Origin of the sequence: Streptomyces sp. NPDC001816, from assembly GCF_042892235.1 — a bacterium.
Taxonomy (GTDB): domain Bacteria; phylum Actinomycetota; class Actinomycetes; order Streptomycetales; family Streptomycetaceae; genus Streptomyces.
Genome location: NZ_JBIATY010000016.1, coordinates 174,896 through 199,747, shown reverse-complemented (window position 1 = coordinate 199,747; position 24,852 = coordinate 174,896). Strand labels below are relative to the sequence as shown.

24 protein-coding genes are annotated in these 24,852 nt (G+C 71.7%); 10 read left to right on the top strand and 14 right to left on the bottom strand.

Features of this window, described 5'->3' with window-relative positions:
- Window positions 1-47: 47 nt before the first annotated feature.
- On the top strand, window positions 48-1,343 hold the full coding sequence (locus tag ACFYZZ_RS40300) for an APC family permease (RefSeq protein WP_389187514.1): 1,296 nt from the start codon (window positions 48-50) through the stop codon (window positions 1,341-1,343).
- Window position 1,344: 1 nt separating this feature from the next.
- On the opposite strand, the gene ACFYZZ_RS40295 is transcribed toward ACFYZZ_RS40300, so the two are convergent.
- The 12 genes from ACFYZZ_RS40295 to ACFYZZ_RS40240 form a co-directional block, all read right to left on the bottom strand.
- On the bottom strand, window positions 1,345-1,737 hold the full coding sequence (locus ACFYZZ_RS40295) for a YccF domain-containing protein (RefSeq protein WP_386577156.1): 393 nt from the start codon (window positions 1,735-1,737) through the stop codon (window positions 1,345-1,347).
- Window positions 1,734-2,597 carry a zinc metalloprotease HtpX gene (gene htpX, locus ACFYZZ_RS40290; RefSeq protein ID WP_389187511.1) on the bottom strand — a complete coding sequence of 288 codons (864 nt, stop codon included), beginning with the start codon at window positions 2,595-2,597 and terminating at the stop codon, window positions 1,734-1,736. The genes ACFYZZ_RS40295 and htpX overlap by 4 nt, the downstream gene beginning before the upstream one ends.
- A gap of 213 nt (window positions 2,598-2,810) precedes the next feature.
- Window positions 2,811-4,334, bottom strand: coding sequence for an NADH-quinone oxidoreductase subunit N (locus ACFYZZ_RS40285; RefSeq protein ID WP_389187508.1), 1,524 nt, complete (start codon window positions 4,332-4,334; stop codon window positions 2,811-2,813).
- Window positions 4,331-5,905 (bottom strand): NADH-quinone oxidoreductase subunit M, encoded by a 1,575-nt coding sequence (locus ACFYZZ_RS40280; protein ID WP_389187505.1) that lies wholly within the window; start codon window positions 5,903-5,905, stop codon window positions 4,331-4,333. Before ACFYZZ_RS40280 ends, ACFYZZ_RS40285 begins: the two co-directional genes overlap by 4 nt.
- A 6-nt stretch (window positions 5,906-5,911) precedes the next feature.
- A complete protein-coding gene (locus ACFYZZ_RS40275; protein WP_389187502.1) occupies window positions 5,912-7,933 on the bottom strand; it encodes an NADH-quinone oxidoreductase subunit L in 2,022 nt (673 codons plus the stop codon).
- Window positions 7,930-8,304 carry an NADH-quinone oxidoreductase subunit NuoK gene (nuoK, locus tag ACFYZZ_RS40270; protein ID WP_389187500.1) on the bottom strand — a complete coding sequence of 125 codons (375 nt, stop codon included), beginning with the start codon at window positions 8,302-8,304 and terminating at the stop codon, window positions 7,930-7,932. Before nuoK ends, ACFYZZ_RS40275 begins: the two co-directional genes overlap by 4 nt.
- On the bottom strand, window positions 8,304-8,927 hold the full coding sequence (locus tag ACFYZZ_RS40265) for an NADH-quinone oxidoreductase subunit J (protein WP_389187498.1): 624 nt from the start codon (window positions 8,925-8,927) through the stop codon (window positions 8,304-8,306). The genes nuoK and ACFYZZ_RS40265 overlap by 1 nt, the downstream gene beginning before the upstream one ends.
- Complete coding sequence (locus ACFYZZ_RS40260) at window positions 8,924-9,475, bottom strand: NuoI/complex I 23 kDa subunit family protein (RefSeq protein ID WP_386577149.1); 552 nt, start codon at window positions 9,473-9,475, stop codon at window positions 8,924-8,926. Before ACFYZZ_RS40260 ends, ACFYZZ_RS40265 begins: the two co-directional genes overlap by 4 nt.
- Entirely contained in the window at window positions 9,475-10,443 is a 969-nt protein-coding gene (locus ACFYZZ_RS40255; protein ID WP_381655411.1) for an NADH-quinone oxidoreductase subunit H, read from the bottom strand. Before ACFYZZ_RS40255 ends, ACFYZZ_RS40260 begins: the two co-directional genes overlap by 1 nt.
- On the bottom strand, window positions 10,440-11,672 hold the full coding sequence (locus ACFYZZ_RS40250; protein WP_389187494.1) for an NADH-quinone oxidoreductase subunit C: 1,233 nt from the start codon (window positions 11,670-11,672) through the stop codon (window positions 10,440-10,442). The genes ACFYZZ_RS40255 and ACFYZZ_RS40250 overlap by 4 nt, the downstream gene beginning before the upstream one ends.
- Window positions 11,669-12,313, bottom strand: coding sequence for an NADH-quinone oxidoreductase subunit B (locus ACFYZZ_RS40245; RefSeq protein ID WP_389187491.1), 645 nt, complete (start codon window positions 12,311-12,313; stop codon window positions 11,669-11,671). Before ACFYZZ_RS40245 ends, ACFYZZ_RS40250 begins: the two co-directional genes overlap by 4 nt.
- Window positions 12,304-12,720: an NADH-quinone oxidoreductase subunit A gene (locus tag ACFYZZ_RS40240; protein WP_389187488.1), complete on the bottom strand. Its 417-nt coding sequence runs from the start codon at window positions 12,718-12,720 to the stop codon at window positions 12,304-12,306. The genes ACFYZZ_RS40245 and ACFYZZ_RS40240 overlap by 10 nt, the downstream gene beginning before the upstream one ends.
- A gap of 220 nt (window positions 12,721-12,940) precedes the next feature.
- On the opposite strand from ACFYZZ_RS40240, the gene ACFYZZ_RS40235 reads away from it, so the two are divergent.
- The 5 genes from ACFYZZ_RS40235 to ACFYZZ_RS40215 all read left to right on the top strand — a co-directional run bounded on the left by ACFYZZ_RS40235 (window position 12,941) and on the right by ACFYZZ_RS40215 (window position 19,739).
- Window positions 12,941-14,128, top strand: coding sequence for a sensor histidine kinase (locus tag ACFYZZ_RS40235; protein WP_389187485.1), 1,188 nt, complete (start codon window positions 12,941-12,943; stop codon window positions 14,126-14,128).
- 153 nt (window positions 14,129-14,281) lie between these two features.
- Window positions 14,282-15,646: a sensor histidine kinase gene (locus ACFYZZ_RS40230; protein WP_389187483.1), complete on the top strand. Its 1,365-nt coding sequence runs from the start codon at window positions 14,282-14,284 to the stop codon at window positions 15,644-15,646.
- Between the two features lie 155 nt (window positions 15,647-15,801).
- Window positions 15,802-16,461, top strand: coding sequence for a response regulator transcription factor (locus ACFYZZ_RS40225; RefSeq protein WP_315903872.1), 660 nt, complete (start codon window positions 15,802-15,804; stop codon window positions 16,459-16,461).
- Window positions 16,462-16,756: 295 nt separating this feature from the next.
- Window positions 16,757-18,685 (top strand): 2-oxoacid:acceptor oxidoreductase subunit alpha, encoded by a 1,929-nt coding sequence (locus ACFYZZ_RS40220; protein ID WP_389187480.1) that lies wholly within the window; start codon window positions 16,757-16,759, stop codon window positions 18,683-18,685.
- Window positions 18,678-19,739 carry a 2-oxoacid:ferredoxin oxidoreductase subunit beta gene (locus ACFYZZ_RS40215; RefSeq protein ID WP_389187478.1) on the top strand — a complete coding sequence of 354 codons (1,062 nt, stop codon included), beginning with the start codon at window positions 18,678-18,680 and terminating at the stop codon, window positions 19,737-19,739. Before ACFYZZ_RS40220 ends, ACFYZZ_RS40215 begins: the two co-directional genes overlap by 8 nt.
- A 16-nt stretch (window positions 19,740-19,755) precedes the next feature.
- On the opposite strand, the gene ACFYZZ_RS40210 is transcribed toward ACFYZZ_RS40215, so the two are convergent.
- Window positions 19,756-20,166, bottom strand: a complete 411-nt coding sequence (locus tag ACFYZZ_RS40210; protein ID WP_389187475.1) for a winged helix-turn-helix transcriptional regulator — start codon at window positions 20,164-20,166, stop codon at window positions 19,756-19,758.
- A 92-nt stretch (window positions 20,167-20,258) separates the two neighbouring features.
- Between ACFYZZ_RS40210 and ACFYZZ_RS40205 the strand changes: the two genes are divergently transcribed.
- The 3 genes from ACFYZZ_RS40205 to ACFYZZ_RS40195 all read left to right on the top strand — a co-directional run bounded on the left by ACFYZZ_RS40205 (window position 20,259) and on the right by ACFYZZ_RS40195 (window position 22,712).
- Window positions 20,259-21,113 (top strand): SDR family oxidoreductase, encoded by an 855-nt coding sequence (locus tag ACFYZZ_RS40205; RefSeq protein ID WP_389187472.1) that lies wholly within the window; start codon window positions 20,259-20,261, stop codon window positions 21,111-21,113.
- A 137-nt stretch (window positions 21,114-21,250) separates the two neighbouring features.
- Window positions 21,251-22,201: an EamA family transporter RarD gene (gene rarD, locus ACFYZZ_RS40200; RefSeq protein WP_389187469.1), complete on the top strand. Its 951-nt coding sequence runs from the start codon at window positions 21,251-21,253 to the stop codon at window positions 22,199-22,201.
- Window positions 22,202-22,244: 43 nt separating this feature from the next.
- Complete coding sequence (locus ACFYZZ_RS40195) at window positions 22,245-22,712, top strand: VOC family protein (RefSeq protein ID WP_389187466.1); 468 nt, start codon at window positions 22,245-22,247, stop codon at window positions 22,710-22,712.
- A 47-nt stretch (window positions 22,713-22,759) separates the two neighbouring features.
- Here ACFYZZ_RS40195 and ACFYZZ_RS40190 read toward each other — a convergent pair whose 3' ends face one another.
- Window positions 22,760-24,040, bottom strand: coding sequence for a tetratricopeptide repeat protein (locus tag ACFYZZ_RS40190; RefSeq protein ID WP_389187463.1), 1,281 nt, complete (start codon window positions 24,038-24,040; stop codon window positions 22,760-22,762).
- A gap of 205 nt (window positions 24,041-24,245) precedes the next feature.
- Between ACFYZZ_RS40190 and ACFYZZ_RS40185 the strand changes: the two genes are divergently transcribed.
- Complete coding sequence (locus ACFYZZ_RS40185) at window positions 24,246-24,833, top strand: flavodoxin family protein (protein ID WP_389187460.1); 588 nt, start codon at window positions 24,246-24,248, stop codon at window positions 24,831-24,833.
- The last annotated feature ends 19 nt before the right edge of the window (window positions 24,834-24,852 follow it).

The following is a 24,852-nucleotide window of genomic DNA, read 5'->3' as shown; positions in this document are numbered from 1 at the left end:
CGTCACCGGTCCACCACGCGGTTGCGGCGATCAGTAGGGTGCGGCTCATGGCACCCTCCGACACCGGCCTGCGCCGCACCCTGGGCGTGCGGGACGCCGTGATCGTCGGCCTCGGCTCGATGGTCGGGGCCGGCATCTTCTCCGCCCTGGGCCCGGCCGCGCGCGCCGCCGGGCCGGGGCTGCTGGTCGGGCTGGCCGTCGCGGCCGTGGTGGCCTACTGCAACGCCATGTCCTCGGCCCGCCTGGCCGCTCTCTATCCGGCCTCCGGTGGCACGTACGTGTACGGCAGGGAGCGGCTGGGCGCGTTCTGGGGGTATCTCGCCGGCTGGGCGTTCGTGGTCGGCAAGACGGCCTCCTGCGCGGCCATGGCGCTCACCGTGGGGGCGTACGTGTGGCCGGGACAGGCGCACGCGGTGGCGGTGGCCGCCGTGGTGGCTCTGACCGCGGTGAACTACGGGGGCATCCAGAAGTCGGCGTGGCTGACGCGGGTGATCGTGGCCGTGGTGCTGGCCGTCCTCGCGTGTGTGGTGGTCGTGTGCCTGACCTCCGCACAGGCCGATGCCGGGCGCCTCGGTCTCGGGGTGTCGTCGGGTGTGGGCGGGGTGCTGCAGGCGGCCGGACTGCTGTTCTTCGCGTTCGCCGGGTACGCGCGCATCGCGACCCTGGGCGAGGAGGTGCGGGATCCCGCGCGCACCATTCCGCGCGCCATCCCGCTGGCGCTCGGGATCGCGCTGGTCGTGTACGTGGCCGTGGCGGTGGCGGTGCTCGCCGTCCTAGGCGCGGACCGGCTGGGGCACGCGGCGGCGCCGCTGGCCGAAGCGGTGCGGGCGGCCGGGGCGCCGGGGCTCGCACCCGTGGTCCGGGTGGGGGCCGCGGTGGCCGCGCTGGGGTCGCTGCTCGCGCTGATCCTCGGGGTGTCCCGGACCACGCTCGCCATGGCCCGCGACCGCCATCTGCCCCGGGCGCTGGCCGCCGTACATCCGCGGTTCCAGGTCCCGCACCGGGCGGAGCTGGCCGTGGGCGCGGTGGTCGCCGTGCTGGCCGCGACGGTGGACGTGCGCGGCGCGATCGGCTTCTCCTCGTTCGGCGTGCTGGCCTACTACGCCGTGGCCAACGCCTCTGCCTGGACGCTGAGTCCGGCCCTGTCGGCACGTCTCCTGCCGGCCGTGGGGCTGCTGGGCTGCGCGACGCTGGCGTTCGCCCTCCCGGCGACCTCGGTCGCCGTCGGGGCGGGCGTGCTGGCCGTGGGCGTGGTGGCCTACGGCGTACGGCGGTGGTGGGCGGGGCGCCATTCAGGCACGGCCGATACGGCCGATGTGGCGGACGAGGCTTCGGGGCGGTAGGTCAGCGGGTCGCGAACGGCTGGTCCGTCGGGACGATCTCGCGGCCCAGCGGCAGCAGGGAGACCGGGATCATCTTGAAGTTGGCGATGCCGAACGGGATGCCGATGATCGTCAGGCACAGGGCGATGCCGGTGGTGATGTGGGCGAGGGCCAGCCACCAGCCGGCCAGGATCAGCCACAGCACGTTGCCGATGCACGAGGGCGCGCCCGCGTCCCGGCGCTCGACCGTGGTGTACCCGAAGGGCCACAGGGCGTAGACGCCGATGCGGAACGCGGCGACGCCGAACGGGATGCCGATGATCGTGATGCACAGCAGCACGCCGGCGAGCAGGTAGGCGAGGAACAGCCAGAAGCCGCTCAGGACGAGCCAAATGACGTTCAGGATGGTCTTCACTGGTAGCGACCTGCCATCTTCTCGAGCCGGGCGATGCGTTCCGCCATCGGCGGGTGCGTGGAGAACATCTTGGACAGTCCCTGGCCCGCCCGGAAGGGGTTCGCGATCATCATGTGGCTCGCGGTCTCGATGCGGGGCTCAGGGGGCAGCGGGAGCTGCTGCGTGCCGACCTCCAGCTTGCGCAGGGCGCTGGCGAGGGCCAGCGGGTCGCCGGTGATCTGGGCGCCCGAGGCGTCCGCCTCGTACTCCCTGGAGCGGCTGATGGCCAGCTGGATGAGGGAGGCGGCGATGGGGCCCAGGATCATGATCAGCAGCAGGCCGAGCAGGCCCGGGCCGTCGTCGTCGTCCGAGCGGCCGACCGGGATCAGCCAGGCGAAGTTGACCAGGAACATGATCACCGAGGCGAGGGCGCCGGCCACGGAGGAGATCAGGATGTCGCGGTTGTAGACGTGGCTCAGCTCGTGGCCGATGACCCCACGCAGCTCTCGTTCGTCGAGCAGGCGCAGGATGCCCTCGGTGCAGCACACGGCCGCGTTGCGCGGGTTGCGGCCGGTCGCGAAGGCGTTGGGTGCCTCCGTCGGGGAGATGTACAGGCGGGGCATGGGCTGGCGGGCCTGCGTGGACAGCTCGCGGACCATTCGGTACAGCGCGGGGGCCTCGAATTCGCTCACCGGGCGGGCACGCATCGCGCGGAGCGCCAGCTTGTCGCTGTTCCAGTACGCGTAGGCGTTCGTGCCCAGCGCGACCAGGACCGCCACGATCAGTCCCGTACGGCCGAAGAAGCTGCCGATGACGATGATGAGTGCGGACAGCCCCCCGAGGAGTACGGCGGTCCTGAGCCCGTTGTGCCGGCGGTGCACGGTACGCCCTCCAAGTCGTGCAGCAGGGGAACCCTTTGGTCCAGTGGACCCTCCCGCTCTGGTCAACGCCAGGCGGCGGCGGCAAGTTCCCTTGAGCAGGCGTCGGCGCACGTCGGCCGTACGGGTGACGTGCTCTTACGTCCTTCCGCGCGCCTCTTGCGCCTCGCCGCGCGCGTGGGATCACGGGTGCCCCACGCGGGCGCCGGCGTGCCCTCAGAACAGTCCGGTGGCCGCGAAGCGCAGGACCAGCTGGGGTGCGCCGGAGAGGACCACGCCGAGGACTCCGGTGAGGGCGAGCGCGGCGGTGAGGGGGGCCGGGACCCGGTGCCGCGCGGGGGCACCCTCGGGGGCGCGGAACAGCAGGGCCGTCCACTGGAGGTAGTAGAAGAGGGCAATCACCACGTTGACGGCCATGACCACGGCGAGCCAGCCCAGGCCCGCGTCGACGGCCGACGCGAACACGGTGACCTTCGCGAACAGGCCGATGACGCCGGGCGGCAGCCCGGCGAGGCAGAGCAGGAAGAACGCCAGGAGAAGGGCGGCGGCCGGGTTGGACGCGTACAGGCCCCGGTAGTCGCTGATCCGGTTCAGGGACTTCGTACGGCCCACCAGGGCGGCCACCGCGAAGGCGCCGAGGTTCACGGCGCCGTACATGAGGGCGTACGCGACCGTGGAACCGATCGCCTTCTGGCCGTCCTTGACGTACGCGGCGGCGGCGATCGGCACCAGGAGGTAGCCGGCCTGGCCGACCGAGGACCAGGCGAGCAGTCGTACGGCGCTGTACGCGCGCGTGGCCTGCTGGCACAGGGCGCCGACGTTGCCGACGGTCATGGTGAGGGCGGCCAGCGCGGCGAGCGCGGGCCCCCAGACGTCGGCGTAGGACGGGAGGGCGACGACGGTGACGAGGATCAGGCCGGAGAAGCCGACGGCCTTGCCGACGACCGACAGATAGGCGGCGACGGGCAGCGGCGCGCCCACGTAGGTGTCGGGCACCCAGAAGTGGAACGGGACGGCGGCCGTCTTGAAGGCGAAGCCGACGAGGGTGAGGACGACGCCGGTCTGGGCGAGGGTGTCGAGCCGGCCGTCGACGTGCTGGATCCGCTGGGCGATCTGGGTGAGGTAGAGGGTGCCGGTGGAGGCGTAGACGAAGCTGATGCCCATCAGGCTGACCGCGGTGGCGGTGACCGAGGACAGGAAGAACTTCAGGGCCGCCTCGGAGGACCGCTTGTCACCGTGCCGGATGCCGACGAGGGCGAAGGCGGGCAGGGAGGCGACCTCCAGGGCGACGATCAGCGTGGCCAGATCACGGGAGGCGGGCAACAGGGCGGCGCCGGCCGCGGAGGACAGCAGCAGGAACCAGAACTCCCCGGCCGGGACACGCTGGTGACCGTCCCTGAGGTTCGTCACCGACATCAGGGCGGCCAGCAGGGCGCCGCCGAGGGCGAGGAACTGGATGACGAGGGTGAAGTGGTCGGCGGTGTAGCTGCACACGCTCGCGTCGCCGGGCAGGCAGAAGGTGCTGCGGTCGCCGTCCAGCAGCGGCAGCAGCATCAGCGTGGCGGCGGCGAGGCCCGCGACGGAGATCCAGCCGAGGAGGGGCTTGCGCGCCTCGGGGACGAACAGGTCTGCGACGAGGACGGCGAGCCCGACCACCGCGGCGATGGTGGGCGGCGCGATCGCGAGCCAGTCGACGGACTGGACCACGGACTGGGCCAGCGGCTGGGCCAGGGCGCTCATCGGGTGCCTCCTGCCAGGAGCTGCTGCACGGCCGGGTCGGTCAGGCCGAGCAGGACCCTCGGCCACAGTCCGGCGACGACGGTGAGGGCGACGAGCGGGGTCCAGGCCGCGAACTCGTAGCCGTGGACGTCCGCGAGCTTCGGCATGTCCTGCGGTACGGCGCCCATGCAGACCCGGCGGACCACGATGAGCAGGTACGCGGCCGTCAGCAGGGTGCCGAACGCGCCGATCGCCATGAAGGTGAGAAACGCGGGCCGGCTGAGGTCGGCGGCGGGGTTGAACGAGCCGAACAGGGCCAGCATCTCGCCCCAGAACCCGGCGAGTCCGGGCAGGCCGAGCGAGGCCACGGCGCCGAAGGCGAGCAGTCCGCCGAGGCGCGGGGCCTTGCCGTACAGGGCTGCCCCCGTCTCCTCGGCAAGGGTGTCGAGGTCGGTGCTGCCGGTGCGGTCCTTCAGCGCGCCGACCAGGAAGAACAGGAGGCCGGTGATGAGGCCGTGGGCGATGTTGGCGAAGAGGGCGCCGTTCACGCCGGTCGGGGTCATGGTGGCGATGCCCAGCAGGACGAAGCCCATGTGGCCGACGGAGGAGTAGGCGATCAGCCGCTTCAGGTCGCCCTTCGCGCCCTGCTTGGCGAGGGCCAGGCAGGCCAGGGACCCGTAGATGATGCCGACGACCGCGAACGCCGCGAGGTAGGGCGCGAAGGTGCGGAAGCCGTCCGGCGCGATCGGCAGCAGGATCCGGACGAACCCGTACGTACCCATCTTCAGCAGCACGCCGGCCAGCAGGACCGAGCCGACGGTCGGGGCGGCGGTGTGGGCGTCGGGCAGCCAGCTGTGCAGCGGCCACATCGGCGTCTTGACCGCGAGCCCGAGCCCGATCGTCAGAACGGCGATGACCTGCACGGATGTGGTCAGCGACCGGCCGTTGTCAGTGGCGAGTGCCACCATGTCGAACGTGCCCGCCTTGATTCCGATCAGGAGCAGGCCGAGCAGCATGACGACGGAGCCGAGCAGCGTGAACAGGATGAACTTCCACGCGGCCCGGGTCCGGCCCTCGCCGCCCCAGCGGGCGATGAGGAAGTACATCGGGATGAGCACCATCTCGAACGCGAGGAAGAACAGCAGCAGGTCGAGGACGGCGAAGGTCGCGAGGGTGCCGGACTCGAGCAGGAGCACCAGCGCGACGAACGCCTTCGGGGACGGGCCCGCCGGCGGCTTGAAGTACGAGTAGAGCGCGCAGAGGAAGGTCAGCAGCGCGGTCAGGACCAGAAGGGGGAGGGAGATGCCGTCGATGCCGAGGTGGATCCGCACGTCGAGTGCGGGGATCCAGCTGATGTCGGTCGTGGCCTGCATCTTCGACGGCTGGTCGTGGTCGAAGCCGAGCGCGAGGACGATCGCCGCGATGAGGATCGCGCCGGTCACGGTCACACCGTGCCGCAGCACGGCCTGCTCGGGTGATTTCCCCTTCAGCCCGGGCGGCGCCGGCAGGAGAGCGGCGACCGCGCCGAGGAGCGGGCCGACGACGACGAATGCCAGAAGGAACTGCATCACGGACTCGTTGATATCGATCACGCCTGCTCACGCTCCCGTGGCGACGAGGACGACGGTCACCGTCAGGACGACGGCACCGGCGAGCAGCGCGCTCACATAGGTCTGCACATTGCCGGTCTGCGCGCGCCGCACCGCGGCCCCGAGCAGCCGGGGCAGCGCGGCCGCGCCGCTGACGTAGGTCTCGACGACCGCGCTGTCGAGGAACCGCACGAGGCTCGCTCCGGCCTGCACGGGGCGGACGAACAGCGCCGAGTAGACGGCGTCCAGGTGGAAGCCGACGGCCGCGTGCCGGTACAGCGGGCCGAGCAGCAGCCGCCCGGGGTCGGGCGCGTGGGCGAGGTCGCCGTAGGCCGGCCCGTGGTCGGCGAGGGCATGGGCCTCGACCAGGCTTGCGTCGCCCTCCGGGTGGGCGGCGGCCTCGCCCTGGAGGCTCTCCCACTCGAAGGAGGGTGCCGGCGCTGCCGGGACGCGGGCGGCGAGCGCGCGGGTGCGCTGCCAGGTGCCGTAGGTGAGGAGCCCGCCGACCAGCGCGAGGCCGGTGCCGAGGACGGAGGTGAGGAGCGTCGGGGTCAGGTCGCGGCTGTCGAACCAGGCGGGCAGCGAGCGGTAGGCGAGCCCGCCGAAGGCCAGGGACGGCACGGCGAGAACCCACAGCACGACAGTCATCGTGAGCGGCTGGCGGCCGTGGTCGGGAGCTTCGGCGCCCTTGCCGCGGAAGGCCAGCAGCCACAGGCGCGTGGCGTAGGCGGCGGTGAGCAGGGCCGTGAGCAGACCGGCGGCGAGGACGATCCAGCCCGCCGCGCCGGGGGCGTGGTCGGTGTGGCCGGTGGCCACGTGCTCGGCGGCGCCCAGCACGGACTCCTTGGAGAAGAAGCCACTGAAGGGAGGGACGGCGGCCAGCGCGAGGAGCGCCACGGTCATCGTCCAGTAGGCGTCCGGGACGCGGTCGCGCAGGTGGCTCATGCGGGACATGGCGGCCAGCGAGTTGGTGCCCGCGGCGTGGATGATCACGCCGGCCGCGAGGAACAGCAGCGCCTTGAAGGCGCCGTGCGACAGGAGGTGGAAGACGGCGGCGCCGCGGTCGCCGACGGCGAGGGCGCCGGTCATGTAGCCGAGCTGGCCGATCGTCGAGTAGGCGAGGACGCGCTTGATGTCGTCCTGGGCGAGCGCGGCGAGGCCGGAGCCGGTCATCGTGACGGCGGCCATGACGGCGAGGACCACCATCGCTGCCTGGGACGCCTCGAACACCGGAAGGAGACGGGCGACGAAGTAGACACCGGCGGCGACCATCGTCGCGGCGTGGATCAGCGCCGAGACGGGCGTCGGGCCCGCCATCGCGTCGGGAAGCCAGGTGTGCAGCGGGAACTGGGCCGACTTGCCGGCCACGCCCGCGAGCAGCAGCAGGGCGACCAGGGTCGGGTGGTCGATGCCACCGCTCGCCGCGGCCCCCAGGACGCGGGTGATCTGGAACGAGCCGGCGTCCGTGCCCAGGGCGAACAGGCCGATGAGGAACGGCACGTCACCGAGCTTGGTGACCAGGAAGGCCTTCAGGGACGCGGCGCGGGCCTCGGGGGTCTCCCAGTAGTGCCCGACCAGGAAGTAGGAGCAGATGCCCATGACTTCCCAGCCGACCAGCAGCACGATCAGGTCGCCGGAGTAGACGACCAGGAGCATCGCGGAGGTGAACAGGGAGACGAGGGCCGCGTACGAGGGGTAGCGCGGGTCGTCGCGCAGGTAGCCCGTGGAGTAGATCTGCACGCACGTCGCGACGAAGGCGACCAGGACGGCGACGAGCGCGGCGAAGCCGTCGATGTCCAGGGACAGCTCGATCGGCACCGAACCGGTCGGGGTCAGCTCGGTGTGGGCCACGATGGGCCGGCCGCCGCCCTGGCGTACGGCGACCAGCGCGGCCAGCACGAGCGCGGCCAGGGCCGGCAGCACGGCGAGCGGGCGGACGAAACCGGGGGCGGTGCGGCCCAGCAGCAGGCCGGCAGCGGCGCCCAGGAACGGCAGGAGGGGGACGAGGACGGCGAGGGTGGTCGTGGTCACGTGGTGGCCTCAGCCTTCTCGGCCGCGGAAGTGTCAGGGCCTTCGGTCTCGGGGCCCTCGGCGGTGTCGCGGAGCTTGTCGATGTCGGAGGTGCCGCGGTTGCGGTACACGGCGAGCACGATCGCCAGGCCGATGCCGATCTCGGCGGCGGCGATGGCGATGATGAACAGGGTCAGCGCCTGACCGGAGTGCAGGGTCTCCTCGGCGGCCCGGCTGAGCCAGACGTCGAAGGCGACCAGGTTGAGGTTGACGGCGTTGAGCATCAGCTCGACCGACATCAGGACCAGGATCGCGTTGCGGCGGGCGAGGACGCCGTACAGGCCGGTGCAGAAGAGGAGGGCGGAGAGGACGGCGGGGTAGGCGAGGTGCATCAGCGGGCGCCTTCCTTCTCGCCGGGGACGGTCGCGGGGGTGGCCGGGGTACCGGAGGCCTTGTCCGGGGTGCCGGAGGCCGTGTCCGCCTTCGCCTTGCGGGACAGGACGATCGCGCCGACCAGGGCCGCGAGCAGGAGGACGGAGAGAGCCTCGAAGGGCAGGACCCAGTTCTGGAAGAGGCTCTCGCCGGTGACCCGGGTGCTGCCGGCGGCCGGGCCGGTCAGGTCCATCCAGGTCGTGCGGAACGCATCGACGACCACCCACACCAGGGCGCCGGCGGCGGCCACCGCGACGGCAAGGGCGATCCAGCGGTTGCCGGAGTCGGCGTCCGGGGAGCGGCCGATGGGGGCCTTGGTGAGCATCAGCCCGAACAGGAGGAGGACGACGACGGAGCCGACGTAGATGAGGACCTGCACCCAGGCGATGAACTCGGCGGTGAGCAGGAGGTACTCGACGGCGAGGCCGCCGAGCGTGACCACCAGCCACAGGGCGGCGTGCACCAGCTGCCGGGTGGTGACGGTGACGAGGGCCGCGCCGAAGGTGACCAGGCCGACGAGCAGGAAGGCGATCTCGACACCGGTCGGGGACAGGAAGCCGTGCTGGGCTGCGGCGAGGCTCACGACTCCCCCTCCTGCGGTTCGGCCTGCGCGGCGGCCAGCTTCTCGGCGGTCTTGCGGGCGGCGGCGATCTCCTTCGGCTCCTCCGCGCCGGCGTCCAGGGCGGGCGGGGCCGGGACGGTCCACATCCACTCGCGGAGCTTGTCGCGCTCGTGGGTGAGTTCGCGGATGTCGGTCTCGGCGTACTCGAACTCCGGGGACCAGAACAGCGCGTCGAAAGGACAGACCTCGATGCAGATGCCGCAGTACATGCACAGGGAGAAGTCGATGGCGAACCGGTCGAGGACGTTGCGGCTGCGCTCGCGGCCACCGGGGGCGGCCGGCGGGACCGTCTCCTTGTGGGAGTCGATGTAGATGCACCAGTCCGGGCACTCGCGGGCGCACAGCATGCAGACCGTGCAGTTCTCCTCGAACAGGCCGATCACACCACGGGTGCGGGGCGGCAGTTCGGGCTGGGCGTCCGGGTACTGCTCGGTGACGTGCTTCCTCGTCATCGTGCGCAGGGTGACGGCCAGGCCCTTGGCGAGGCCTGAGCCGGGGAAGGGGGCCACTAGGAGATCACCACCTTGACGATGCCGGTGAGGGCGATCTGGGCGAGGGAGAGGGGGACGAGGAGGGTCCAGGAGAGCTTCTGGAGCTGGTCCTCGCGCAGGCGGGGGTACGTGACGCGGAGCCAGATGACGACGAAGGCGAGGATCGCGGTCTTCAGCAGGGTCCACAGCCAGCCCAGGCCGTCGGCACCCCAGGGGCCGTGCCAGCCGCCCAGGAAGAGGACGGTGGTCAGACCGCACAGGACGATGATTCCGGCGTACTCGGCGAGCAGGAACAGCGCGAAGCGCAGGCCGGTGTACTCGGTGTACGCGCCGAAGATGATCTCCGAGTCGGCGACGGGCATGTCGAAGGGCGGGCGCTGCAGTTCGGCGAGGCCGGCCACGAAGAACACGACGGCGCCCACGATCTGCCAGGGCAGCCACCACCAGTGGAAGGCGTGCAGGATGCCCGGCAGGGAGACGGTGCCGGCCGCCATGGCCACGGAGGCCGCGGCGAGCAGCATCGGGAGTTCGTAGGCGAGCAGCTGGGCAGCCGTGCGCAGGCCGCCGAGCAGGGAGAACTTGTTCGCGCTGGCCCAGCCGGCCATGAGCGAGCCGAGGACGCCCACGCCCATCACCGCGAGCACGAAGAAGACGCCCGCGTCCAGGACCTGGCCGACCGCTCCCTCGCTCGGCCCGATCGGGATGGCGAGCAGCACGAGCAGATATGGCAGCAGGGCCACGGCGGGGGCCAGCTGGAAGACGCGGCGGTCGGCGCCAGCCGGGACCACGTCCTCCTTCTGCGCGAACTTCACACCATCGGCGATGAGCTGCGCCCAGCCGTGGAAGCCGCCCGCGTACATCGGGCCGAGGCGGCCCTGCATGTGGGCCATCACCTTGTGCTCGGTCTGGCCGACGATGAGGGGGAAGGTCAGGAAGACGACGAACACGGCCACGAGTCGCAGGGCGACGTCCAGCGCGTCGTTCACTGCGGGCCTCCTGTGGGGTCGTCGGGGGTGTCAGGGGTCTCGAGAGTCTCGGGGGTGTCAGGGCTGCCGGAGGTGCTCTGGTCTTCGGGGGCCTTGGGAGCTTCAGGGGCCTTGGAGGCTTCGGGGGCCTGGGGTGCTTCAGGTGCCTGGGGTGCTTCAGGCGCCTTGGGTGCCTCAGGTGCTTCGGGTTGCGGCTCGGGCACCCGGTTCTCCTCGGGTGCCTGCCCTCGCTCCGGTGCCTGCTCCGGCTTCTGCTGCTCCTCGAATGCCGGGCGCGCGTGGTGCCAGGGGGCGTCCGAGCTGCGCGGGGCGCGCTGGGAGGCCGAGCCTTCCGAGGCGCTGCGCGCGCGGCGCGGACCTGCGGGTGCCTCCGCCGCACCCTCGGCTGCCGCCTGGCTCACCGAGCCCTCGCTCGCGCTCCTCATCCGACGCGGCCGCGCGGCAGCACCGCCGGTCCCGGCCGCTCCAGCCGCTCCAGCCGCTCCAGCCGCAGTCTCTTCGGCTTCGGCCTGGCCGGTCGTCTGGCTGGCCGAGCCCTCCGCCGCCGTACGCGTCCGCCGTACCGGACGCTCGCCGGTCGCGGCGCGCTCCCCGGCCGCACGCGTCGGCCGCTCCCCCGCCGCGCGGGCGGGACGGGCCGGGCGGGCCGGGGCAGGCGGCAGCTGGCCCTTCAGCGGGCCCCACTCGTTCGGGTCCGGGACACCCGGCGGGAGCATCTGGCGGCGCTTGGGGCCGCCGTGCTCGGATTCGCCCGGCTCCTTGGCGCCGGGCCAGGCCTTGGCCACGCGGGCGGCGAGGACGAAGTCCTTGCGCAGGGGGTGGCCCTCGAAGGTCTCCGGGAGGAGGAGGTGATCCAGGCCCGGGTGGCCCTCGAAGTCGACCCCGAACATCTCGTGGGTCTCGCGCTCGTGCCAGGCCGCGCCCGCGTAGACGCCGACGGCGGACGGCAGCTTCGGCGCCTCGTGCGGGACCGTCGTCCGCAGGAGCAGGCGGCGGACCGGCGCGAGGGCGACGACGTGGGCGGTGACGCGGAAGCCCGTGCCCGGTTCGTCGACGGCGCTCAGCCAGTCGAAGTAGGTGCAGGACAGGGTGGTACGGGCCGTCTCCAGGGCGCTGAGCCAGGAGGACGGCGGGACGTCCACCGTCAGGACCTCGTACGACTCCTCGGCCGTGGCCTGCGGACCGAAGAGTTCCTCGGCGGGGGCGGGCAGCCAGCCGGCCGTGCTCATCGCGCGCCCTCCTCAGACGAGGCCGAAGCCGAAGCCGAGGCAGGCACTGGAGGCTTCACCAGACCGCTCTGCAGGGCGGCGGCGGACGGCCGGTGGGAGGCGTACCGCTCCTCCAGCGACTCGCGGGCGATCTTCTCCTGGAGCTTGAGGATGCCCTGGAGCAGCGCCTCGGGCCGCGGCGGGCAGCCGGGGACGTACACGTCGACCGGGATGATCTGGTCGACGCCCTTGGTGACGGAGTAGGAGTCCCAGTACGGGCCGCCGCAGTTGGAGCAGGCGCCGAAGGAGATGACGTACTTGGGTTCCGGCATCTGCTCGTACAGGCGCTTCACGGCCGGGGCCATCTTGTCCGTGACCGTGCCGGAGACGACCATCAGGTCGGCCTGACGGGGGCCCGGCGCGAAGGGGATGACGCCGAGGCGGATGAAGTCGTGGCGGGCCATCGACGCGGCGATGAACTCGATCGCGCAGCAGGCCAGGCCGAAGTTGAACACCCACAGCGAGTAGCGGCGGCCCCAGTTCAGGACCACCTTCATTGGCTCGGGTGCGAGCCGGGCGAGGGCGCCCAGCCGCTTCGGCTCGGGAAGCAGGAGAGGCTCCGCACCGGACGGGTTCGCGTCGGCGGACGGGTTCACGCCCATGTCAGGACCCCCTTCTTGTAGGCGTACAGCAGGCCCACGGCGAGGAAGCCGAGGAAGATGAACATCTCCACCAGGGTCGTCGCGCCGTAGCCGGGGGCGGCGAAGACCGTCGCCCAGGGGAACAGGAAGATCGAGTCGACCGCGAAGATCACGTAGAGGAAGGCGTAGACGTAGTAGCGGACCTGGGTGTGGGCCCAGCCCTCGCCGACGGGGTCGACGCCGCACTCGTAGGTCAGGAGTTTCTCGGGGGTGGGCACGACCGGGCGCAGCAGCCGGCCCGCGCCGAACGCGACCGCGACGAAGAGCACGCCGATGAGGGCGAGCAGTCCCACGACCGAGTAGGACTGGAAGTACCCGGCCGCGACGTCCGCCGCGGCGATCGTCGAGTGTCCCAACGTCTCCCGCACCGTCCGCCCTCGCTCCCTGACCTCGTGACTTGGTGAACCCTGTGATGCAACGTGATTCGAGGATCTGTACGCACGGGAGTCTAGGCCCTGATAAAGACACGGTAAGCAGCCCGTCACACCGTGAGAAGTGGGGAGCGTGCGGAGGGTGGGGTTTTCCCCAGGGAACAGGGGCGGTGGACCGCATGGCGCAAGGGGTGTTGGGGACGGCAGGCTGGCCGGTATGACCGCTCCCGCCTCCGCCGCCGGCCGGACCGACGGCTCCGACCGTCCGCCTCCGGCCCGGTTCGCCCTCGACGTGCACACCTGGAAGGAGATCGCGCATCTCCTGCTGAACCTGCCGGTGGCGCTGCTCGGCTTCACCTACGTGTTCACCGTGGTGTTCGTCAGCGGAATCCTCACCCTCACGGTGATCGGGCTCCCGCTGCTGGCCGTCTGTCTGCTGGGCGCCCGGCAGCTGGGCAAGCTGGAGCGGATCCGGTCCCGGGCGCTGCTCGGGGTGCGGGTCGAGGAACCGACGCCGCTGCCGATCGCCCGGGGCGGGGGTCCGATGCAGCGGCTGTGGCTGGCGCTGAAGGACCCGGTGGGCTGGCGGACGCTGCTGTACGACTTCATCCGGCTGCCCTGGGGGATCCTCACCTTCACCCTCGTGCTGACCTCGCTGTTCGTGCTGTGGCCGGTGCTGCCGTTCATCACGCGGGGACTGGCCAACGTGGACCGGGCGATGGTGCGCGGGCTGCTGTCGCCCTCCGACGAGCTGGAACGCCGTATCGCCGAGCTGGAGTCGGACCGCGGGATCGTGGTCGACACGGCGGCCGCAGATCTGCGCCGCATCGAGCGGGACCTGCACGACGGGGCGCAGGCCCGGCTGGTGAACCTGGCGATGGGCCTCGGCCTGGCCAAGGAGAAGCTGCGGGAGGGCCAGGCCGACGAGCACGTCGCCACGATGGTGGCCGAGGCGCACGGCGAGGTGAAGCTCGCGCTGCAGGAGCTGCGGGATCTCGCCCGGGGCATCCATCCGGCCGTGCTGACCGACCGGGGCCTGGACGCAGCCCTCTCCTCGGTCGCCTCCCGCTGCACGGTCCCGGTGCAGGTGACGGCGGACCTGCCGGCCCGGCCGGCCGCGGCCATCGAGGGCATCGCCTACTTCACCGTCTCCGAGCTGCTGCAGAACATCAGCAAGCACAGCCAGGCGCGCTCGGCCTCGGTGGAGGTGTGGCGCTCGGACGACCGGCTGCTCATCCAGGTCCGGGACGACGGCCGTGGCGGCGCCAGCCTGGAGGGCGGCAGCGGGATGCGTGGGCTGGCTGAGCGGCTGGGCGCGGTGGACGGCCTGTTCGTGGTCGACTCGCCGGTCGGCGGCCCGACGGTGGTCACGGCGGAGCTGCCCTGGCGGGACCGCCAGGAGTAGCCGCACCCCCGGCGCACCCCCGCACGCCCTCGGAGGGTGGGGAAAACCCCCGGACCAAGAGGCCGACGGCCTCCATGGCCCGGGAAGTCGCCGCGCACCAGGCTGGGAGACACGGCAGCACGCCGCCAGGACGAGGAGAACGGGACGACGCCGATGGCCACGGAGTACGGACAGGAGTACGGGCGGGGACACGGGCACCCGGCCGGATCCGGCTTCCCCGCCCCCGACGGGGAGCGGCGCCAGCTGCTGCCCGCCGCGCTGCGGGCGCCGTTCGAGGCGCGCAGTTGGCGCGAGTTCGGCTATGTGCTGCTGAGTCTGCCGATCGCTGTCGTGCTGTTCAGCTGGACGGTCACCATGGTGGCGCTCGGCGCGGGCCTGCTGGTGACCTTCCTCGGGATCCCCGTGCTGGCGGCGGCGCTCGCGGGCTGCCGCGGCTTCGGCGCGCTGGAGCGCACGCGCGCGCGTGCGCTGCTGCGCCTGGAGGTGGCCGACCCGGAGCCGCTGCGGGCGCGCCGGGCGGGCGCGTTCGGGTGGATGGGCGCGGTGCTGAAGAGCGGCACGTCGTGGCGGCACCTGCTGTACGCGCTGCTGCAGTTCCCCTGGGCGCTGTTCTCGTTCGTCGTGGCGGTGAACTTCTGGGCGTACGGCTGGGCGCTGCTGACGTACCCGCTGTGGTTCTGGGTGTTCCCGATGTACGGCGGCCAGGGCGGCCTGCAGCTGTACGGCGACGCGCAGCACAGCGTCTATCTCGACAACCCGTTCGAGATCACCGTGACCGCGCTGGTCGGCCTGCTGTTCACGCTGGCCACGCCCTGGATCGTGCGGGGCCTGACCACGGTGGACGGGCTGCTGGTGCGCGGCCTGCTCGGGCCGTCGCGCCTGTCGGCGCGGGTCGTGGAGCTGGAGTCGGACCGCGGGATCGTGGTGGACACCGCGGCCGCCGATCTGCGCCGCATCGAGCGGGACCTGCACGACGGGGCGCAGGCCCGGCTGGTGAGCCTGGCCATGGATCTGGGCCTGGCCAAGGAGAAGCTGCGGGAGGACCCGCAGGCGGCGGCCCGGATGGTGGAGGAGGCCCACGGCGAGGTGAAGACGGCCCTGCAGGAGCTGCGCGACCTCGCGCGCGGGATCCATCCGGCCGTGCTGACCGACCGGGGCCTGGACGCGGCCCTCTCCTCGGTCGCCTCCCGCTGCACGGTCCCGGTGCGGGTGGAGGTCGACCTGCCGGCCCGGCCGGCCCCGGCCATCGAGGGCATCGCCTACTTCACCGTCTCCGAGCTGCTGCAGAACATCAGCAAGCACAGCCGGGCGCGCTCCGCCTCGGTCGACGTGTGGCATGCGGAGGACCGGCTGATGCTCCAGGTCATGGACGACGGCGTGGGCGGCGCGGACGCGACCCGCGGCTCGGGCCTGGCGGGCCTGGCCGGCCGTCTGGACGCCGTGGACGGAGTCCTGGTGGTGGACTCACCGGCCGGCGGCCCCACCCGGGTGATCGCCGAGCTGCCCTGGCGGGCCTGAGGGCGTGCGTCGACCGCGGTACGGCCTCCTGCGACATCCCCCTGTGATTCCCCGGCTCCTGCGCACGACGGCCCGAATGCTGGAATGCTGGACCTTCGTACAGGACACCGTCGGAAGGTCGGGCTGTGGGGGGCCGGGAGATCGTGGAGGACAGGGTGCGGGTCGTCATCGCCGAGGACTCGGTGCTGCTCAGGGAGGGCCTGACCCGGTTGCTGACCGACCGCGGGCACGATGTCGTGGCGGGCGTCGGGGACGCGGAGGCGCTGATCAAGACCATCGCCGACCTGGACGCGCAGGGCACGCTGCCCGACGTGGTGGTGGCGGACGTACGGATGCCGCCGACGCACACCGACGAGGGCGTGCGGGCGGCCGTACGGCTGCGCAAGGCGCACCCCGGGCTCGGGGTGCTGGTGCTGTCGCAGTACGTGGAGGAGCGCTACGCCACCGAGCTGCTGGCCGGTTCCAGCCGGGGCGTGGGCTATCTGCTCAAGGACCGGGTCGCCGAGGTGCGGGAGTTCGTGGACGCCGTGGTGCGGGTGGCCGAGGGCGGTACGGCGCTGGACCCCGAGGTGGTCGCGCAGCTGCTCGGGCGCAGCCGCAAGCAGGACGTGCTGGCGGGGCTCACCCCGCGTGAGCGCGAGGTGCTGGGGCTGATGGCGGAGGGCCGGACGAACTCGGCGATCGCCCGGCAGCTGGTGGTCAGCGACGGGGCCGTGGAGAAGCACGTCAGCAACATCTTCCTGAAGCTCGGGCTCTCCCAGAGCGACGGCGATCATCGGCGTGTTCTGGCCGTGCTCACGTACCTGAACTCGTAACGGGCTGACACTGTGTCAGCAGTGTGTCAGTCCGTCCGGCTTCTGTGGAGACCGGACGTCCGGGTGGGAGGCCGCAGGAGACAGCAGGAGACAACCGGGAAACACGCGGGGAGCGCCTTGATCGATGCTCCAGCGATACGGGAAAGCATGAGCAGTCAGCGCGACCAGCCGTCCCGAAAAGCCACCCGTCCGCGGATGGCCACGGGAAGGCGACCCTAACCGACGTAGGGTTGATATCGGGATGGTCTCTGGGACGACCATCTCCGGACAGCCGCCTCGAAGGAGGTCCAGTTCAGTGACCAGTCAGGTCAGCAGCCCAGCGGAGCAGGCCGACGGAACCGTCGTGGGAGAGCAGCGCAAACCGGGCGGAGCCAAGGATGTGCGGCGCCTGGATCGGGTGATCATCCGGTTCGCGGGGGACTCGGGTGACGGCATGCAGCTCACCGGTGACCGGTTCACCTCGGAGACCGCGTCCTTCGGCAACGACCTCTCCACCCTGCCGAACTTCCCCGCCGAGATCCGCGCCCCCGCCGGCACCCTGCCCGGCGTCTCCTCGTTCCAGCTCCACTTCGCCGACCACGACATCCTCACCCCGGGCGACGCGCCGAACGTGCTGGTCGCGATGAACCCGGCCGCCCTGAAGGCCAACATCGGCGACCTGCCGCGCGGCGCCGAGATCATCGTCAACACGGACGAGTTCACCAAGCGTGCCCTGCAGAAGGTCGGCTACACCGCCTCCCCGCTGGAGGACGGCTCGCTCGACGGCTACAGCCTGCACCCCGTGCCGCTGACCACCCTCACCGTCGAGGCGCTGAAGGAGTTCGACCTCTCCCGCAAGGAGGCCGAGCGCAGCAAGAACATGTTCGCGCTGGGCCTGCTGAGCTGGATGTACCACCGGCCGACCGAGGGCACCGAGAAGTTCCTGAAGTCGAAGTTCGCGAAGAAGCCGGAGATCATGGCGGCGAACATCGCCGCGTTCCGGGCGGGCGTGAACTTCGGCGAGACGACCGAGGACTTCGCGGTCTCCTACGAGGTCGCCCCGGCCACCGAGACCTTCCCGGTCGGCACCTACCGCAACATCACCGGCAATCTCGCCCTCGCCTACGGCCTGATCACCGCGTCGCAGCAGGCGGATCTGCCGCTGTTCCTGGGCTCGTACCCGATCACGCCGGCCTCGGACATCCTGCACGAGCTGAGCAAGCACAAGAACTTCGGCGTGCGGACCTTCCAGGCGGAGGACGAGATCGCCGGCATCGGCGCGTCGCTGGGGGCGGCCTTCGGCGGCTCGCTCGCGGTGACGACGACGAGCGGGCCCGGTGTGTCGCTCAAGAGCGAGACGATCGGCCTGGCGGTCTCCCTGGAGCTGCCGCTGCTCGTCCTGGACATCCAGCGCGGTGGCCCCTCGACCGGTCTGCCCACCAAGACCGAGCAGGCTGACCTGCTGCAGGCGATGTACGGCCGCAACGGCGAGGCCCCGGTCCCGGTCATCGCCCCGAAGACCCCGGGCGACTGCTTCGACGCGGCCCTGGAGGCCGCCCGGATCGCGCTGACGTACCGCACCCCGGTGTTCCTGCTCTCCGACGGCTATCTGGCCAACGGATCCGAGCCGTGGCGGATCCCGGACCCGGACGAGCTGCCGGACCTGCGCGTGCAGTTCGCGTCCGGCCCGAACCACACGCTGGAGGACGGCACCGAGGTCTTCTGGCCGTACAAGCGGGACTCGCAGACCCTGGCCCGCCCGTGGGCGATCCCGGGCACGCCGGGCCTGGAGCACCGCATCGGCGGCATCGAGAAGCAGGACGGCACGGGCAACATCTCCTACGACCCGGCCAACCACGACTTCATGGTCCGCATCCGCCAGGCCAAGATCGACGGCATCGACGTGCCGGACATCGAGGTCGACGACCCGCACGGGGCGAAGACGCTGGTCCTGGGCTGGGGCTCGACGTACGGGCCGATCACGGCCGCGGTACGGCGGCTGCGCAAGGCCGGCGAGTCGATCGCACAGGCGCATCTGCGCCACCTCAACCCGTTCCCGCGCAATCTCGGAGCGGTGGTCACCTCGTACGACAAGGTGGTGATCCCCGAGATGAACCTCGGGCAGCTCGCCACCCTGATCCGGGCGAAGTACCTGGTCGACGCCCACTCGTACAACCAGGTCAACGGCATGCCGTTCAAGGCGGAACAGCTCGCCGCCGCGCTGAAGGAGGCCATCGATGACTGACGCCACCCACTCGCTGCTGCAGCTGGTTCCCAAGGCCGAGGCCAAGCAGTCCATGAAGGACTTCAAGTCCGACCAGGAGGTGCGCTGGTGCCCGGGCTGCGGTGACTACGCGATCCTGGCCGCCGTCCAGGGGTTCATGCCGGAGCTGGGCCTGGCGAAGGAGAACATCGTCTTCGTCTCCGGCATCGGCTGCTCCTCCCGTTTCCCGTACTACATGAACACCTACGGGATGCACTCCATCCACGGCCGCGCCCCGGCCATCGCGACGGGCCTGGCTTCCTCCCGCCGGGACCTGAGCGTGTGGGTGGTCACCGGTGACGGCGACGCCCTGTCCATCGGCGGCAACCATCTGATCCATGCCCTGCGCCGCAACGTCAACCTCAAGATCCTGCTGTTCAACAACCGGATCTACGGCCTGACCAAGGGCCAGTACAGCCCGACCTCCGAGGTCGGCAAGATCACCAAGTCGACCCCGATGGGCTCGCTGGACGCGCCGTTCAACCCGGTGTCGCTGGCGATCGGCGCGGAGGCGTCCTTCGTCGCGCGCACGATCGACTCCGACCGCAAGCACCTGACCGAGGTGCTGCGCGCGGCCGCCGACCACCCGGGCACGGCCCTGATCGAGATCTACCAGAACTGCAACATCTTCAACGACGGCGCCTTCGACGCCCTGAAGGACAAGCAGCAGGCCGAGGAGACGCTGATCCGGCTGGAGCACGGGCAGCCGATCCGGTTCGGCGCCGACGGGGCGCACGGTGTCGTACGGGACCGGCAGACCGGCGACCTGAAGGTGGTGACGGTGACCCCGGAGAACGAGGCGGACATCCTGGTGCACGACGCGAAGTCCGCATCCCCCACCACCGCCTTCGCCCTCTCCCGGCTGGCCGACCCCGACACGCTGCACCACACCCCGATCGGTGTGTTCCGCTCCGTCGAGCGGCCGGTGTACGACGTCCAGATGTCCGAGCAGCTGGACACGGCCATCGAGCAGCACGGCAAGGGCGATCTGGCCGCGCTGCTGGCCGGCGGGGACACCTGGACGGTCGTCGGCTGATCCCGCCGCTCTGCGATCACGAGGCCCGGGAGCGGAGTTCCCGGGCCTCGTCGTACGTCCGGCGGGACTTCTCCACCTCGCCCATGCGGTCGCGCGTCCACTGCGCCAGGGACCGCACCTGCTCCGCCGCCTCCCGGCCGAGGTCGGTGAGCGAGTAGTCGACGCGGGGCGGGATGACCGGCTTGGCGTCCCGGTGGACCAGGCCGTCGCGCTCCAGGGTCTGCAGGGTCTGGGTGAGCATCTTCTCGCTGATGCGGCCCACCTGGTCGATCGCCCGCCGCAGCTCGCTGAACCGCCGCGAGCCCTCCATCAGCTCGATCAGGACGAGCACGCCCCAGCGGCTGGTGACGTGCTCCAGGACGAGCCGGTAGGGGCACATGGCCTCGGCCTCGGCTCCGGTGCGCGCACGCGCGTTACTTACTGCCATGCCAGTACCTTACTTCAAAGTGGGTACTTTCGCATGGTTAGTGCACCTCCTAGGGTGAGTGCCATAGCCACCCCACAAGGAGTTTGCGAACCATGAGCATCGTCATCACCGGAGCGACCGGACACCTCGGCCGCCACGTCGTGGAACAGCTGCTGGAGAAGGTTCCGGCGGAGCAGATCACCGCCGTCGTCCGCGACGAGGCGAAGGCCGCCGACTTCACGGCCCGCGGGGTGAAGCTCGCGATCGCCGACTACAACGCGCCCGAGACCTTCGACGGCCTGTTCGCGGCCGGTGACAAGGTCCTGCTGATCTCCGGCAACGAGTTCGACAAGGGCCGGGTCCAGCAGCACCAGGTCGTCATCGACGCCGCCAAGGCGGCCGGCGTGGCGCTGCTCGCGTACACCAGCGCCCCGGGCAGCCTCAAGGCCGCGCTCGCCGACGACCACCGGGCCACCGAGGCGGCGCTGCTCGCCTCCGGCCTGCCCTACAGCCTGCTGCGCAACGGCTGGTACCACGAGAACTACACCGAGAACCTGGCCCCGGTGCTGGAGCACGACGCGGTCGTCGCGGCGGCCGGCGAGGGCCGGGTCTCCTCGGCCTCGCGCGCCGACTACGCGGCCGCCGCGGTCGCCGTGCTGACCGGCGAGGGTCACGAGAACACGACGTACGAGCTGGGCGGCGACGTGGCGTGGAGCTTCGCCGAGTACGCGGCCGAGCTGAGCCGGCAGACCGGCAAGGAGATCGCCTACAACGCCGTCACCGGTGAGGTCCTCAAGGGCATCCTGGCGGGCGCCGGCGTGCCCGCGCCGTTCGCCGAGATCCTCGTCGGCGTCGACGCGTCCATCGAGAAGGGCGAACTCGTCGTCTCCACCGGCGACCTGTCCCGCCTGGCCGGCCGCCCGAGCACCCCGCTCGCCGAGGCGGTCGCCGCCGCGCTGAAGGGCTGACAGCCCAAGGGTTGACCTGCACCCCCGCCTGCCACGACCGCCTGTCATGACCGTATGGCGATACGGGCATGACAGGCGGGGGTGCTCGGCGCTACCTTCGTTCTCGCGTGCGTGAGTGAAGCGAGAAGGAGGGGCCCGTGGCCGGGACGTCCAAAAGAGAACACAGGACAGGCCTGCTGAACGGCTTCGCCGCGTACGGCATGTGGGGACTGGTCCCGCTGTTCTGGCCGCTGATGAAGCCCGCCGGAGCCCTGGAGATCCTGGCCCACCGGATGGTGTGGTCCCTCGTCTTCGTCGCCGTCGCCCTGCTCGTCATGCGGCGCTGGGCCTGGGCCGGGGAACTGCTGCGGCAGCCGCGGCGGCTCGGCCTCATCGCGCTCGCCGCAGCCGTCATCACCGTGAACTGGGGCGTCTACATCTGGGCCGTGAACGCCGGCCATGTGGTCGAGACGTCCCTCGGGTACTTCATCAACCCGCTGGTGACCATAGCCATGGGCGTGCTGATCCTCAAGGAACGGCTGCGGCCCGTGCAGTGGGCCGCGGTCGGGGTGGGCGTCGCCGCCGTGGTCGTGCTGACCGTCGGCTACGGCCGTCCGCCGTGGATCTCCCTCTGCCTCGCCTTCTCGTTCGCCACCTACGGGCTGGTGAAGAAGAAGGTCGCCCTCGGCGGCATCGAGTCGCTGGCCGCAGAAACCGCGATCCAGTTCCTGCCCGCGCTCGCCTTCCTGCTCTGGCTGACCGCGCACGGCCGGTCCACCTTCGCGACCGAGGGCGCGGGGCACACGGCCCTGCTCGCCTCGACCGGCATCGTCACCGCGCTGCCGCTGGTCTGCTTCGGCGCGGCGGCGATCCGCGTGCCCCTGTCCACGCTGGGGCTGCTGCAGTACCTGGCCCCCGTCTTCCAGTTCCTGCTCGGCGTCCTCTACTTCCACGAGGAGATGCCCGCCGCGCGCTGGGCCGGCTTCGCGCTGGTCTGGCTGGCGCTGATCCTGCTCACCACGGACGCGCTGCGTGCCGCACGGAGGCCGCGGGCGATGGTCGTGCCGCCCCGCACCGAGACGCCCAGCTCAGCCGCGGTGGACGCCTGACGCAGGGGCCGGCTGTCAGTGGCGGGCGCTATACGTGGTTCCCATGTCGACGCAGACACCCGCACCACTGCACTGGAAGCTCGTCATCGACTCGGCCGACCCGCACGCACAGGCCGACTTCTGGGCCGCCGCGCTGCACTACACGACCGAGGACAACAGCGCGCTCGTCGCACGGCTGCTGTCGCTCGGCGCGCTGCCCGAGGAGGCCACGGTCGAGCACCACGGCCGCGCCGCCTTCCGTGACCTGATCGCCGTACGGCACCCCGACGACCCCTACGACCCGGACTCCGGCACGGGGCTGGGGCGGCGGCTGCTGTTCCAGCGGGTCCCGGAGGCGAAGTCCGGCAAGAACCGGCTCCACCTCGACCTGCACCCCGGCGCCGAGCGGCGCGCGGACGAGGTGGCGCGACTGACGGCCCTCGGCGCACGGGTCCTGCGCGAGGTGAAGGAGCCCGCCGGCGCGTGGACGGTGATGGCGGACCCGGAGGGCAACGAGTTCTGCGTGCAGTAGCCCGGGGCGTGCGAACGGGGCCTTGCGAACGGGGGCTTGCCGGCCGGTTACGCCTGCGCCTGCGCCTGCGCCGCCTTGGCCGCGCGGTCGGTCAGGCGGACCATGCGGGCGCGGGCCGACTCCAGGGGCTGCGGGTCCTCGGCCGCGGGTCCCGGCTCCGCCGTGAGGTCCGTCCACAGGTCGATCAGGTCGCGGCCCATCCGCAGGCCCTCCTCCGGGTCGCGCACGGCCCGCCAGGCGGTGGCCGCGCTCCGGACGTTGCCGTAGGCGCCCTCGGCGTCCGCGGCCTGCCGGCGCATCCGGGCGAGCTCCAGGGAGAGGCCGAAGGAGCGGACCGGGTCACCCGCCAGGTAGGCGATGTAGGCGGTCAGTTCGCGCAGGTGCAGCACCTCGGGGTGGCGGGGGCCCAGCACCCCGGACGCCTCGACGACCGTGCGGTCGGCGAGTTCGGCCGCGACCTCGATACGGCCGCTCCGGACAGCCTCGTTGATCCGCGCCATCGGCTCGGTCAGCAACTCGGCCCCCTCCGCGGTCTCGGTCACGGGCTCGTCCCCGAGCACCTCTTCGGCCACGGCGTCGAAGCCACGGGCGGGGGTGGGGGTCGGCGACGCGACCGGCGCGGGCTCGGGATCGAGCAGGGGGACGGCGGCCGGGGCGGACGCGGACACGGGGGCGGGCTTCAGGGCGGGGGCGGACACGAAGTCGGCCTTCGGAGCGGAGGCGGACACGAGGTCGGGGTTCGGGGCGGGGGCGGACACGAGGTCGGCCTTCGGAGCGGAGGCGCTCTCGGGTACGGCGGCGGAGGCGGGGGGTGCGTCCACGGTGTCCGGTACGGCGGCCCGGGCGAGGGACGCATCCACAGTGTCAGGAACGGCGGCCCGGGCGGGGGACGCATCCACGGCGTCCGGCACGGTGACGCGGACCGAGGGCGCGTCCATCACCGGTGGCGGGCCGAACTGCCCGTTGGGTGCCTGGACCGTGCCCGACGCGACCGGGGAGGCCGGCCGCGCTGAAGTCGGCTGCGGGCCGCGCGGAGCGACCCGGACGGGGTCTCCCGCCACCCTGCTGGAGCCGTCCGCCGAGACCTCGAGGGGGACCACGCAGCCGGCGCGGTCGTCGTGGATCGTGGCTCGTATGGGGGTGCCCAGGCTGATGGCCAGGCGCTGGAGGTGGTTCAGCACGGCGTGCTGGATCTCCTCGCCCGGAGCCGCGACGACCGACGTCCCGCCCACCGAGGCACTGCCCGCGCCGGACACCCGGACCTGCACCACCGCAGGGTGTGTCACGGGCTGCTGCACCCGCTTCTTCTCGAAGCTGAGTCGAGACATCGGTTCCCTCACTCCCCCGGCGTCGCACCCCGGTCGTACGCGTCCTACCAACCAGTCTGTCGGCTCGGCTCGGTTCCCGCGTCACCGCGACGTCACAGCCTCGCACCAGCCGCACCCCTGACGCCTCTTGAACCCCACTGCTTGCGTATGCATAAAATGCATGCGCCGGTATTCGCGGAATGACATCGATCGCTTTGGGGGACCCATGAGCCGCCGTTTCCTGTTCGTCCTGGGCAGTGCCCGCCTCGACGGCAACACCGAACTGCTGGCCCGCGAGGCCGCCGCGCAACTGCCCGGAGAGGTCGAGCAGCGGTGGATCCGCCTGGCCGAGCACCCGCTGCCCGACTTCGTGGACGTGCGGCACGACAGCGACCGCGTACGACCGACCTCGGACACCGAGACCGGCCTGCTGCTGGACGCCACGCTCGCGGCCACGGACATCGTGATCGCCTCGCCGCTGTACTGGTACTCGGTCTCCGGCCTCACCAAGCGCTACCTGGACTACTGGGCGGGCTGGCTGCGTACCCCGGGCATCGACTTCAGGGCGACGATGGCCGGGCGCACGCTGTGGGGTGTCGCGGCGCTCGCCGAACGGGAGCCGTCGGTCGCCGAACCCCTCGTCGGCACCCTCAACAACTCGGCCGCGTATCTGAAGATGCGCTTCGGCGGGGTGCTGCTCGGCAACGGCAGCGCGCCCGGGGACGTGCGGAAGGACACCGACGCGCTGACGCGCGCCAAGACGTTCTTCGCGCAGGAGGCGCCCCTCGCCCGCTTCCCGCACCAGGACGCCTGAGCCGTCCCGCGCGGCTCGC